Annotated in this window: 9 protein-coding genes and 2 pseudogenes; 2 read left to right on the top strand and 9 right to left on the bottom strand. The window is 68.7% G+C overall.

Annotated elements, in window-relative coordinates:
* Window positions 1-82: 82 nt before the first annotated feature.
* The 4 genes and pseudogenes from ACFJGX_RS24385 to ACFJGX_RS24400 all read right to left on the bottom strand — a co-directional run.
* Window positions 83-280, bottom strand: a pseudogene (locus ACFJGX_RS24385) (TRAP transporter small permease); the annotation flags it as partial.
* Window positions 280-1311, bottom strand: a complete 1032-nt coding sequence (locus ACFJGX_RS24390; protein WP_382327233.1) for a TRAP transporter substrate-binding protein — start codon at window positions 1309-1311, stop codon at window positions 280-282. The gene ACFJGX_RS24390 and the pseudogene ACFJGX_RS24385, both read right to left, overlap by 1 nt.
* Window positions 1312-1364: 53 nt before the next feature.
* Entirely contained in the window at window positions 1365-2945 is a 1581-nt protein-coding gene (locus tag ACFJGX_RS24395) for an indolepyruvate oxidoreductase subunit beta family protein (RefSeq protein WP_382323518.1), read from the bottom strand.
* Window positions 2946-2948: 3 nt separating this feature from the next.
* A pseudogene (locus tag ACFJGX_RS24400) lies at window positions 2949-5097 on the bottom strand (thiamine pyrophosphate-dependent enzyme).
* Window positions 5098-5219: 122 nt separating this feature from the next.
* On the opposite strand from ACFJGX_RS24400, the gene ACFJGX_RS24405 reads away from it, so the two are divergent.
* Together ACFJGX_RS24405 and ACFJGX_RS24410 are read left to right on the top strand one after the other, a co-directional pair.
* Window positions 5220-6152: a LysR family transcriptional regulator gene (locus ACFJGX_RS24405; RefSeq protein ID WP_382323517.1), complete on the top strand. Its 933-nt coding sequence runs from the start codon at window positions 5220-5222 to the stop codon at window positions 6150-6152.
* Window positions 6153-6165: 13 nt separating this feature from the next.
* Complete coding sequence (locus ACFJGX_RS24410; RefSeq protein WP_382323516.1) at window positions 6166-6966, top strand: 2-keto-4-pentenoate hydratase; 801 nt, start codon at window positions 6166-6168, stop codon at window positions 6964-6966.
* Here the strand turns inward: ACFJGX_RS24410 and ACFJGX_RS24415 are convergent.
* From ACFJGX_RS24415 to ACFJGX_RS24435, 5 genes are read right to left on the bottom strand one after another with little or no spacing between them, the layout of a single operon-like run.
* A complete protein-coding gene (locus ACFJGX_RS24415; RefSeq protein ID WP_382323515.1) occupies window positions 6963-7466 on the bottom strand; it encodes a deaminase in 504 nt (167 codons plus the stop codon). The two genes, ACFJGX_RS24410 and ACFJGX_RS24415, sit on opposite strands and share 4 nt — an antisense overlap.
* Entirely contained in the window at window positions 7463-8383 is a 921-nt protein-coding gene (locus ACFJGX_RS24420) for an ABC transporter permease (protein WP_382328799.1), read from the bottom strand. The genes ACFJGX_RS24415 and ACFJGX_RS24420 overlap by 4 nt, the downstream gene beginning before the upstream one ends.
* Window positions 8383-9486, bottom strand: coding sequence for an ABC transporter permease (locus ACFJGX_RS24425; RefSeq protein ID WP_382323514.1), 1104 nt, complete (start codon window positions 9484-9486; stop codon window positions 8383-8385). The genes ACFJGX_RS24420 and ACFJGX_RS24425 overlap by 1 nt, the downstream gene beginning before the upstream one ends.
* Window positions 9476-11065, bottom strand: a complete 1590-nt coding sequence (locus ACFJGX_RS24430; protein ID WP_382323513.1) for an ABC transporter ATP-binding protein — start codon at window positions 11063-11065, stop codon at window positions 9476-9478. Before ACFJGX_RS24430 ends, ACFJGX_RS24425 begins: the two co-directional genes overlap by 11 nt.
* A gap of 36 nt (window positions 11066-11101) precedes the next feature.
* Window positions 11102-12187, bottom strand: a complete 1086-nt coding sequence (locus ACFJGX_RS24435) for a BMP family ABC transporter substrate-binding protein (protein ID WP_382327235.1) — start codon at window positions 12185-12187, stop codon at window positions 11102-11104.
* Between the last annotated feature and the right edge of the window lie 42 nt (window positions 12188-12229).

Raw genomic sequence — 12229 nt, forward strand, 5'->3', positions numbered from 1 at the left:
GGCGGCGCTCAGGGCGGTGGCGCAGCAGGTCCATGCGGCGCTGGCCCTTGGGGCCCAGGTGCTCCCACACGATGTCCACGCCGATGTGGGTGCCGTAGTAAGTGCGCAGGGCGATGCCCCAGAACATCGCGATGCCCTGCAGCATCTGCGTGCCGTCGAACCAGTCGGGAATCTGCATGCTGAACGCATAGCGCAGCAGCACGTTGCCGGCCGTCAGCAACGCGATCAGCAACAGGAACAGCGCGGCCACCGTCTCGATGGCCGAGAACAGGCGCTTCATCAGCTGCCGGCTTTGCGGTCCGCCAGTTCCTTGCGCAGGTCATCCAGCGCGGCCTGGCCCTTGTTGCCGGCGGCGTCGGCGGCCTTCACCCACTGGGCGTACACGGGATCCACCGCCTTCTTCCACACGTCGAGCTGCGCGGGCGAGATCTTCACGATGGTGTGGCCCGGCGTCTTCTCCAGCTTGGCCTGGCCCGAGTCTTCCTCATCGCCCCAGGCGCCGCCGACCTTGCCGGCCCATTCGTTGTTGCAGTGGTCGTCGATGACCTTCTTCTGGCCGGCCGCCAGCTTGTCGTACCAGGGCTTGTTGAGCACCCACACGAAGTCGGAGGCGTAGAAGCGCATGTCGCTGTGGAACTTGACGGCCTTGTCGATGCCGAAGGACACGATGGAGTTCCAGGGGAAGGTGATGGCATCGGCCACGCCCTTGTCGAGCGCGTCGCGCGACTCGGGGGCCGAGACCTGCACGTTGGTCGCGCCCAGCAGCGTCATGGTCTGGGCCACGGTGCCGTTGGCCGAGCGGATCTTCATGCCCTTCAACTGGCCGGGTTCGGTGATCGGCTTCTTGGCGTGGAAGGTGCCGATGTGCACGTGCGCGAAGCAGAACTTCACGTCCTTCATTTCGGTGGCGGCGTAGGAGCGGTACCACTGGTCCAGCGCGGCCGAGCCGGGGCCGGGCTTGCCGATCAGGAAGGGCAGTTCACCGGCGGCGATCATGGGGAAGCGGCCGGCCTGGTAACCCGGATTCACCCAGGTCATCTCGGCGATGCCGTCGCGCGCCATGTCGTAGTGGTCGGCGGCCTTGCCGAGCTGCTGCGCCGGGAACAGGGCGACCTTGATCGAGCCCTTGGACGCCGCTTCCACCGACTTGGCCCAGGGCTCGAAACCGAGCTTGGCCAGCGGGTGCGAGGCCGGCAGCCAGTGCGCGAACTTCAGCTCGACCGCCTTGTCCTGCGCCTGCGCGATGGCCGCGCCCAGCAGAAGGGTTGCCATGGCAACAGCGCGCAAGGAAGTCTGGATCGGGTTCTTCATCTTTGTCTCCTGGTTGTTGAGGTTTTTCAAGAAAGGTCGCATGGTGCAGGCATTCATGCGTGAGGGGTGACCGTGGTTTCCCGGGGTGGGGCCTTCGCGGCCCAGAACACGGGCTGCGCCTTGGGGCCGGGCGCGGCGCGGTGCGCCTGGTTGAGCTTGCCTTCGGGATCGGCGAGCGTGGTCCGCAGGGCCTCGCGCAAACGGGGGGCGACCTGCTCGGCGTCGGCGGTGCCACCGAGCACCGGCGCCACGTGCATGGCCCACAGGCGCGCGTAGTTCTCGCGGCCGCGCACCTGCGTGTCGCCATAGCCCTTGAGCACCTGCGGCAGGCCCGCGAGCACCAGCGCCAGCGCGGGCGACTGCCGCAGCACCTGGCGCATGGCGGCGAGCCACACGCCCAGCGTTTCGTGCTCCTGCGCGTAGCGCAGCGAACGCGGCCGCAGCGGGCGCAGCCAGGCCAGGCTGCGCAGCATGAGATAGCCCCAGAGGCTGGTGGAGCGGATGTGCAGGCCCACATGGGCCTTGCCCATCCAGCCGCGCTTCGTGGCCAGCGCCACCAGCCACTGCCCCAGCGCACGCGGCAGCACCGCCGCCACTTCGTCCACACCCGGCTTGAAGTGCTCGGTGACGCGCACGATGTCGCCCGGCTTGGCCTGGGCTTCGCTCGCCACGCGCGCGTAGCGGCTGCGCCGCGTCTTGAGGTCGGCGACGCGGATCACGTCCTCGAAGCACATCCACAGCGCGAGGTGGCGCACCGCCTCTTCCAGGGCTTCGCTGGCGGCAGGTGGCGTCGCGTCCACCAGGCCTTGCACATGGTCGAAGAAGGTCTGGGCGTAGCGGTCGTTCTGGTAGTCGCGGCAGCGCAGCGCGCCGTGCGCGGCGAGCAACTGCACGGCGGGCGGCCAGGTCTGCAGGCGCACCATCCACTCGCCCTGCAACACGGACGGCAGCTGGGCATCGGCCAGCACCTGCAGCGCGTCTTTCGACACTTCGGCGGCGGGAATCGAAGGTTGCGCGGCCTCGTCGAACGCAGCGGCAAAACCGGCCAGGCTGGCCTGCACGCCCTTGCCGGATTCGCGGATCACGTCCTCGCACACGCTGCGCGGCCAGGGCAGCACACCGGCGCCGGCGAGCGCGCCGAACATCACGGCGGAGACCACGGTGCCGGTCTTCACTGTCACGGCTTCCATGTCGAACAGCACCGCATGGCGCGCCAGCGCACGCGCGGCATCGGCCAGGCACTGCGGGTCCTGCCGGCCGTCGGCCATGTGCATCTTCTCCACCGTGGTGTAGACGCGGTGCGTGGACGCGATCAGCGTGGTGCGGCCGGTCACGAAGCCGCGCTCGACCATGCGAGCGGCTTCCAGCAGCTCGCTGGCCACCAGCACGTCCACGCGGCCGGCCACCGGTGTGAGGCCGAACACGGGATGGGCCGACCCGCTCACGGGTTCGCGCAGCAGCTCGATGTAGTAGCTGGTGGCGCCGGTGCGCTGCGCCACGCCGGGCACCGAGGTGGCCTGCACCGGCAGGCCGTGGCGGCGCGCGCACTGCACCAGCCAGTCGGCCAGCACACCGCCGCCTTCGCCGCCGAGCGCGGCGATCAGGATGCCGTAGGAGTTGTCTTGTGGGGTCATGGCTCAGGCCGGCTGCAGCAGGCCGATGAAGAAGCGGTTGAAGCGGTCGGTGAGGCGGTCCCACCAGCTGGGGTGCGTGACGATCTCGATCTTGTGGAACGAGGGGCACAACACGGCGGCGTCGGCCACCTCGCCGCACAGGCCGCAGCCCACGCAGCCGTTGGTGACGTGCGCCACGGGTTCGCGCCGCAGCGGATCGTTCGTGGGTTTGACGGTGAGCGTGGGGCAGCCCGAGAGGCGGATGCAGGAGTGGTCGCCGGTGCAGGTGTCCTCGTCCACACCGTAGCGCGTGCGCACGCTGCGCAGGCCTTCCTTGAGGCGGCGCGCGCGGATCGGCTTGAGGCGGCGCTGGCGTTCGAGCTGGCACTCGCCTTCGGCGATCACCACCTTGAGGCCCTTGAACGGCGAATTCACCGCCTCCTTCAAGACATCGCGCACCTTGGAGACGCGGTAGTTGTGCACCGTCTTGACCCACTTCACGCCCATGCCCTGCAGCGTGTTCTCGATCGTCATCTCGTCGGCCGTGGCGCTGGAGCCTTCGGCCACGCGCTTGGCTTCGGAGGCCGGCGTGGACATGGTCTCCTGCGTGCCGGTGGCCGAGGTGTAGCCGTTCTTCATGATCACCAGCACGCCGTCGCCCTGGTTGAGCAGGGTCGAGCTCACGCCCGAGAGCAGGCCGTTGTGCCAGAAACCGCCGTCGCCCATGATGGCGATCGGCCGCTTGGCCGAGAAGTTCTTCACCGCCGCGCTGGACGCCATGCTCATGCCGTAGCCGAGGATGGAGTTGCCGAACGAGAACGGTTCGAAGGTGGCGAAGGAATGGCAGCCGATGTCGGTGGAGATGTGCAGCTTGCCCACCTCGCGCTCGACCAGCTTGAGCGCGGCGAACACCGGACGCTCCGGGCAACCGGTGCAGAAATTGGGTGGGCGCGCGGGCACGCCGCCGCCGAGTTCGGCCAGCGCGCGCTCGCGCACCTCGGCCAGCTCGGTGCTGAAGGTGGTCGCCGCGGTGGTGTCCAGCGTGGGCAGGTGCTCGCCCACGAAGGCCGTGAGGCCTTTCAGCAGGATCTCGGCCGTGTACTCGCCGCCCATGGGCAGCAGGTCCTTGCCGTGCAGGCGGGTCTGCAGGTCGGCGCGGCGCAGCTGCGTGGCGATGTCCTGCTCGATGAACTCGGGCTGGCCCTCCTCGATCACCAGCACCGCGCGCTTGCCGGCGCAGAAGGCGGCGATCTGCTCGGGCACCAGCGGGTACACCACGTTGAGCACCAGCATCGGAATGTCGCTCTCGCCCGTGCCATTGGCCAGGCCGGCCTGCTGCAGCGCGCGCATGGTGGTGTTGTAGAGCCCACCCTGCACGATCAGGCCCACCTCGCCGTGGCGCCCGTCGAAGTGCTCGTTCAGGCCCGCTTCCTCGATGAACTTGCGCGCCGCCGGCATGCGCACTTCGTACTTGTGCTTCTCATGGCGGAAGGTGGACGGCGGGTGCGAGAGGCGGTCGTAGCTGAACGAGGCCGCCTCCTGTTGCAGCAGGCGGCTGGAGATGGCGGGCGCGATGTTGTCGCTGGCGCACGAAGCTGCCCTGCACGTGGCAGGCGCGGATGCGCAGCTCCATCATCACCGGCGTGTTCGAGGCCTCGGAGAGTTCGAAGCCCTTCTCGACCATGCGCACGATGGTCGGCAGGTTGGGGCGCGGGTCCATGAGCCAGAGCGCGGACTTCATCGCGAAGGCGTGCGTGCGCTCCTGGATCACGCTGGCGCCTTCGCCGTAGTCCTCGCCCACCACGATCAGCGCGCCGCCCATCACCCCCGGCGAGGCCAGGTTGGACAGCGCGTCGGACGCGACGTTGGTGCCGACCACCGATTTCCAGGTGACCGCACCGCGCACCGGGTACATGATGGACGCGGCCAGCATCGCGGCCGCCGAACTCTCGTTCGTGCAGGCCTCGACGTGCACGCCGAGTTCGTCCATGTAGGGCTTGGCCTGCACCATCACATCGAGCAGATGGGAGATGGGTGAACCCTGGTAGCCGCCGACGTAGGTGACGCCGGACTGCAGCAGTGCCTTGGTCACTGCCAGAATGCCTTCGCCGTGGAAGGTCTCGCCGTGGCCCAGCTTGAGGGCCTCGATTTCGCTGTGGAATGAACGTTCCAACCGTGGGTCTCCTGTCGTTATGCCCGGCAATGTAGGCGCCCCATTCCCATCTGACAAATGGATTGATCTGATGTGGTGTATTCACGGCATGGATAATCAGGGCCAACCCTGAGAGGCTCGCCATGAACTTCCGCCAACTCGATCTCAACCTGCTGCGCGTGCTCGGCGCGATCCACCGCACCGGTTCGGTGACGGCGGCCGGCAAGGCGCTCGCGCTCTCCCAGCCCGCCACCAGCAACGCCCTGGCGCGCCTGCGCGACTACTTCAAGGACGACCTGTTCGTGCGCTCGCCCGGCGGCCTGCAGCCCACGCGCCTGTGCGAGCGCGTGGCACCCGAGGTGCAGGCGCAGTTGCAGATGCTCGAAGCCCTGGTGAGCGTGCGCGACGACTTCGACCCCGCGCGCAGCGAGATGCGCTGGCGCCTCTCGCTGTCGGACCTGGGCGAGATGATGTTCCTGCCGCCGCTGGCGGCGGCCCTGCGCCAGCAGGCGCCGCAGGCGCACGTGACCAATGTGTCGGTGGCGGCGGAGGACGTGCCGGCCGCGCTCGAATCGCGCGACATCGACTTCGCCATCGGCATCCTGCAGCCGCGCCACCGCGGCGTGCGCGCCGAGCTGTTGTTTCGCGAGCACTACGTGGCGCTGACCTCCTCGAGCTGGCGTCCCGCCTCGGGGCCGGCGGGGCGCACGCTGAGCGCCCGCCAGTTGTCCGAGGCCTCGCTGGTCGTGGCCTCGCCCACCGCCACCTTCCACGGCAGCGTCGAAAAGATGCTGGTGCGCATGAAGCTCTCTGAGCGCATCGTGCTGCGCGCGCGGCACTTCGGCGCCCTGCCCGAGCTGGCGCTCAACACCGACCTGCTGACCATCGTGCCGCAGATGTACGCCGCCAACCTCGGCCAGCGCCACGACCTGCGCGTGTGGGAACTGCCGCGCGCGGCCGCGCCCAGCTACGAGGTGCGCCTGGTCTGGCATGCCAGCACCGCGCAGGACCCGGCGCACCAGTGGATCCGCGCCCAGGTGCACCGCCTGTTCGGGCGCGCCGACACCAGCGCCTGACTATGATGGGCCCATGAACCCGCAGACCCTGCTCGACCACCTGGACCAGGGCCGCCTCTGGCCCGCCCCGCTCAGCGCGCAAGCCGGCTTCGATCTGGACGCCGCCTACGCACAGGCCCTGGCGGTGCGCGACCTGCGCCTGGCGCGCGGCGAGCAGCCGCGCGGCTACAAGGTGGGCTTCACCAACCGCACGATCTGGGCACGCTACAACGTGTTCGCGCCGATCTGGGGCACGGTGTGGGACACCACGCTGACGTTCTGCGAGGGCGAAGGCCGTGTGTCGCTCGAGCGCAGCTGCCAGCCTCGCCTGGAGCCCGAGACCGTGTTCGGCCTGAAGGCCACGCCCGCGGCGAACGCCACACTGGACGATCTGTTCGACGCCCTCGACTGGATCGCTCCGGGCTTCGAGATCGTGCAGTCGCACCTGCCCGACTGGAAGTTCCTGCCGGTCGACACCGTGGCCGACGGCGCACTGCACGCGCATTTGCTCGTGGGCCGGCGCGTGGCCTTGAGCGGGCTCGCGAGGAACGCCGACGAACTCGATGCGCTGCTGGCCAACGCCGGTGTCACGCTGCTCAAGAACGAAGAACCGGTCGAACTGGGCCAGGGCAGCAACGTGCTCGACAGCCCCTTGCGCGCGCTCAAGCACTTCATCGACACCCTGCGTGCCTGCCCCGGCGCGCCCGATCTGCGGCCCGGCGACGTGGTCACCACCGGCACCTGGACCGACGCCTGGGCGGTGCGGCCCGGCGAGCGCTGGTCGGCGCGCTTCACACCTCCCCTGCCCTCCCTCACGGTGGATTTCACCGCTTAGGACGGCGCGTCCCAGAAGCCGGCATGCGGTGCAGCTGCCTCTTCTTCCAGCAAGGGGCCGATCACCTCGATGGCGCGCTGGCCGCGCGCGAACACCTCGCGGCAAGGCAGCGAGAAAGTGGGGTTCTCGGGGTGGTCACCGGTCAGCCCCAGCAAGGCGTGCTCGGACAGCGCGTACACCACCCGGCCGATGCCGGTCCAATAGACCGCGCCGGCGCACATGCAGCAGGGCTCGGCGCTGGTGTAGAGCGTGCATTGCGCCAGTTCCTGCGGCATCAGTTGCCGCGCGGCCAGGGCGGCGGCGGCCAGCTCGGCGTGCTGGGTCGGATCGCCTTCGGGTGGCATGGAATTGTTGCCCGCGCTGGAGACGACCCGCCCCTGGGCATCGGCCACCAGGGCCGCGAACGGGTGGCGCCCGCGCGCACGCGATTGCGCCGACAAGGCGATCGCCTGGCGCAGCAACTCGATGTCGGCTTCAGAGGGATTCGTGTTTGGGTTCATGACGCGGGACGGAAGGACAGGCCCAGCGAAGCGGGCGTGTTGAGGCGGATGCGCAGCGCATTGCTGGAGATGACCACCAGCACCACCACGGTGGCCAGGTAGGGCAGCATGGACAGCAGTTGAGACGGTATCGCCACGCCACGGCTCTGGGCGAACAGCTGCGCCACCGTGATGCCGCCGAACAGGTAGGCTCCCAGCAGGATGCGGCCCGGCCGCCAGGTGGCGAACACCACCAGCGACAGGGCGATCCAGCCCCGCCCCGCGGTCATGCCCTCGACCCACATGGGCGTGTACATGACGGCGAGAAAAGCACCCCCCAGGCCGGCCATGGCACCACCGAACAGGGTGGCGAGATAACGCACCCGGTTCACCGGCAGGCCCAGGGCATGCGCGGACGAAGGCGATTCGCCCACCGATCGCAGCTTCAGCCCGGCACGGCTGCGGTAGAGAAACCACCACACGGCAGCGAACAACATCCACGACAGGTACACCAGCGGCTGGTGCTGGAAGAACAAGGGGCCGATCACCGGCAGCGCCGCCAGGCCGGGCAGCGCCCAGACCGGCTGGGTGGGCAGGACGATGTTGACGTAGCTCAGGCCCGCGTAAGCGCTCAGGCCGACGCCGAAAATGGACAACGCCAAGCCGCAGGCCACCTGGTCGGCCATCAGCGTGAGGGTGAGAAAGGCAAACAACAGGGACAGCACCATGCCGGCGAGCACACCGGCCACGACGCCGATCCACAGGTTGCCGCTGGACGAAGCCGCCGCGAAGGCCGCGATGGCGCCCACCAGCATCATGCCTTCGACACCGAGGTTGAGCACACCCGATTTTTCGGTCACGAGCTCCCCCAGGGCCGCGAAGGCGATGGCGGTTCCCGCACCGATGGTGGCGACCACCACGGGCAACAGCAAGTCGATCATGCAGGGACTCCTTCACCCGCCGGCCGAGGCGCCGGCAGGACCGGACGGACCACACGCAGGCGGTAGTTGATGAACACATCCGTTCCCAGCAGGATGAACAACAGCATGCCCTGGAACAGACCGGTGATGGCGGCGGGCAACCCCAGGCTCATCTGCGCGGCTTCTCCACCCAGATACAGCAGGGCCATGAGCAGGCTGGCCAGCACGATGCCCACCGGGTGCAGCCGGCCGACGAAGGCCACGATGATCGCGGCGAAACCGTAACCGGGCGAGACCACGGGCAGCAGCTGCCCGATCGGCCCCGCCACCTCGCCAACGCCCGCCAGGCCGGCCGCCACGCCGCCGGCCAGCATGCCCACCCACACGGTGCGCTTCGCATCGATGCCCGCGAACAGGGCCGCGGCACCCGACAGGCCCGCCACGCGCATCTGATAGCCCAGGATGCTGCGGCTCATGAAGACCCACACCAGGCCCACCACCGCCAGCGCGACGAAGAGGCTGGCGTTGAAACGCGTGCCCTCGATCAGGATGGGAAACAGCGCGCTCTGGCCGAACATGATGGTCTGCGGGAAGTTGAAGCCGTCGGGGTCGCGCCACGGGCCATAGACCAGGAAGCTCAGCACGAGTTGCGCCACGTAGGTCAGCATGAGGCTGGTCAGGATCTCGTTGGCGTTGAAGCGGGTGCGCAACACGGCCGGGATGGCGGCCCAGAGCGCCCCGCCCACGGCGCCGGCCAGCATCATGGCCGGCAGCAGCCACACACCCTGAGCGCCATGGAAAAGAACCGCCAGCCCCCCACCCGCGATGGCGCCCATCACCAATTGGCCTTCGGCGCCGATGTTCCAGATGTTGGCGCGAAAGCCCACGGTGAGGCCGGTGGCGATCAGCATGAGCGGCGACGCCTTGAGCGCCAGCTCACCCAGGCCGCCCAGGCTGCTGACGGGTGTTACGAACAAGGCCTGGAACGCCGCCAGCGGGCTGTGCCCGAGGTACAGGAACATCAGGCTGCCGATGACCGCCGTCAGCGCCAGCGCCACCAGCGGAGAGCCATAGCGCATCACCGCCGATGGTGCCGCGCGCGATTCGAGCTTAAGCCGCATGGCGTTGCTCCTCCCATGAGGTGTTCAAGGCGGCGGGGGCCTCGGCGCCGGGCCACAGCCCGCTCATCCACAAACCCACCTCTTCCACGTCGGTCCCGTCGCGCGCACGGACGGGCGAAAGCCGGCCCCCGGCCATCACGCACAGCGTGTCGCAGATCTCGAACAGCTCGTCGAGATCGTCCGAGATCACCAGCACGCCCACACCGGCGTCGCGCAGCGCGATCAGCGAACGCCGGATGAAGGCGCAGGCCTGCACGTCCACCCCCCAGGTGGGCTGCGCCACCACCAGCAGGCGGGGCGACAGCAGGATTTCGCGGCCCACGATGAACTTCTGCAGGTTGCCGCCCGACAGGCTCTCCGCCGGGGCCTGTCCACCGCCGCACTTGACGTTGAAGTCCACGATGCAGCGCCGCGCGAACGCCGTGATCGCAGGGGTGTCCACCAGACCGTTCCGGACGAAGCCCTTGGCATGGGCGGTCAACAAGGCGTTTTCGGTCAGCGACATGGCGGGCACGGCGCCCCGCCCCAGCCGCTCCTCCGGCACGAAACCGAGGCCGGCGCGGCGGCGCTCGGCCGGTGGCAGGTGCCCGGCCGGCGTGTCCAGGATGCGGATCGCGTCGGCGCGCCGGCACAGGGCTTCGCCCGAGAGCAGGCGAAGCAACTCCTGCTGCCCGTTGCCCGAGACGCCGGCAATGCCCAGGATTTCTCCGGCGTGGACCGTCAGGCCAACGTCGCTGAGGTCGGTGCCGAAGGGGTCGTCTGCGGGCTGGCTGAGCTGGTCCACCACCAGCACGGGGGCGCCGCGCACCGCCGACCGGGTGCCAGGCTGGCACGGGCTGACGTCCTCGCCCACCATGAGGCGCGCCATCGTGACCTCGGTTTCGCGGCGGGGGTCGCACCGCCCCACCACGCGGCCGGCCCGCAGCACGGTCGCGCCATGGCACAGCGCCCGGATCTCGTGCAGCTTGTGGCTGATGTAGAGGATGCTGCAGCCGCCCTCGGCCAGCTGCCGCAGCGTCTCGAACAGCTTGTCCACCGCCTGCGGCGTGAGCACCGACGTGGGCTCGTCCATGATGAGCAGCTGCGGGTTCTGCAGCAGACAGCGGATGATCTCCACCCGCTGGCGCTCCCCGACCGAGAGCGAATGCACATGGCGCCCGGGATCGACCGCCAGCCCGTAGCGCTGCGAGATCGCTTCAATGCGCCGTGCCAGGTCCACCAGATCGGGCCGGCCGGGCAGACCGAGCGCGGCGTTTTCGGTCACGGTCAGCGTCTCGAACAGCGAAAAGTGCTGGAACACCATGCCGATGCCGAGCGAACGGGCGTGCGCCGGATGGGCGATCCGCACCTCCTCGCCGTTCCACCACAGGGTGCCGGCGTCCGGTTTCACCGCCCCGTAGATGCACTTCATGAGCGTGCTCTTGCCAGCACCGTTCTCGCCGAGCACGGCATGGATCTCACCGGGTTCGACGGTGAGATCCACCTTGTCGTTGGCGACGATGGCCGGATAGGCCTTGGTCAGGCCGCGCAGCTCCAGACGGGGCGCGCGGGCACGGACGATGGTTTCGAGTGGGGTCATGGGTCTTTGTGTCCTTGGGGCAGCGAGGCGGTCGCGTCAGCGCCGCGTGGGCAGGCGGCCCTGGATGCCGGCACCGAGCCAGTCGATCTTGCGCAGTTCGTCGTCGCTGGGCACCACGCCGGCGGCCACGCGTTCCTTGCCATCCTGGTCAAGAATCGGCCCCACGAAGGGATGGAAGCTGCCCGCCTTCATCTCCGCTTCCTTGCGCACCAGCAGCGCCTTGAGGTCGGTCGGCAACGAGGGGTTCAAGGCCACCATGCGGATCACCCCCTCCTTCGCACCCAGCCATGCATTGCCGGGCTTCCAGCTTCCGTCGATCACCGCCCTGGTGATGTCCACATAGGGATTCGACCAGTCCAGCAAGGCACAGGAGAGTTGCGCCTTCGGCCCGTACTTGGACATGTCGCTCTGCCAGGTCACCGCACCCACGCCGCGCTCTTCGGCCACCTGCACGGCGACGGGCGAAGACAGCACCGAGGTCAGGATGTCCGCCCCGTCGCTCAGCAGGGCGTTGGCCGCCTCGCGCTCGCGGCCCGGGTCGTACCAGGTGTTGAGCCAGACGATGCGCACCGTGCCTTTGGGGTTCACGCTGCGCATGCCCTGGATGAAAGCGGTCAGGCCGAGCACCACCTCGGGCACGGGCAGCGAGGCGATGTAGCCCACCACGCCGCTCTTGCTCATGTGCCCGGCCACCACGCCGTTCAGGTAGAAGCCTTCGTACACGCGCGCCGAGTAGACGCCCATGTTCTTGCTCGTCATGAAACCCTGCGCGTTCATGAAGACCGTGTCGGGGAACTGGGCGGCCACCTTGGCCATGGGGTTCATGTAGCCGAAGGACACGCCGTAGATCAGCTTGGTGCCGCTTTGCGCCAGTGTGCGCATCACACGCTCGGAGTCGGCGCCCGTGGGCACCTGCACGTACTTGGTCTTCACCTGCGCACCGAGCTTCTGCTCGATCGCCAGGCGCCCGTTTTCATGCTGCCGCACCCAGCCCACATCGCCGATGGGGTTGTCGTAGAGGAACGCGACCTCCAGGGGCGCCTTGCCCTGTGCGCGAAGAAGTCCAGGCGCGGCCGCCAGGGATGCGAGCGAGAGAACGGCCGATCTGCGGGATGGGTTCATGATGGGTCCTTGGTGTCGTTGAAGTTCCATGGGCGAGAGCGT

This window comes from Hydrogenophaga sp. UC242_50 (assembly GCF_042697355.1).
In the GTDB taxonomy this organism is placed as follows: Bacteria; Pseudomonadota; Gammaproteobacteria; order Burkholderiales; family Burkholderiaceae_C; genus Hydrogenophaga.

Bases quoted from the DNA above. Each gene is read 5' to 3' on its own strand.
- ACFJGX_RS24390 (WP_382327233.1), bottom strand. From the start codon at position 1,311: ATGAAGAACCCGATCCAGACTTCCTTGCGCGCTGTTGCCATGGCAACC.
- ACFJGX_RS24395 (WP_382323518.1), bottom strand. From the start codon at position 2,945: ATGACCCCACAAGACAACTCCTACGGCATCCTGATCGCCGCGCTCGGC.
- ACFJGX_RS24405 (WP_382323517.1), top strand. From the start codon at position 5,220: ATGAACTTCCGCCAACTCGATCTCAACCTGCTGCGCGTGCTCGGCGCG.
- ACFJGX_RS24410 (WP_382323516.1), top strand. From the start codon at position 6,166: ATGAACCCGCAGACCCTGCTCGACCACCTGGACCAGGGCCGCCTCTGG.
- ACFJGX_RS24415 (WP_382323515.1), bottom strand. From the start codon at position 7,466: ATGAACCCAAACACGAATCCCTCTGAAGCCGACATCGAGTTGCTGCGC.
- ACFJGX_RS24425 (WP_382323514.1), bottom strand. From the start codon at position 9,486: ATGCGGCTTAAGCTCGAATCGCGCGCGGCACCATCGGCGGTGATGCGC.
- ACFJGX_RS24430 (WP_382323513.1), bottom strand. From the start codon at position 11,065: ATGACCCCACTCGAAACCATCGTCCGTGCCCGCGCGCCCCGTCTGGAG.
- ACFJGX_RS24435 (WP_382327235.1), bottom strand. From the start codon at position 12,187: ATGAACCCATCCCGCAGATCGGCCGTTCTCTCGCTCGCATCCCTGGCG.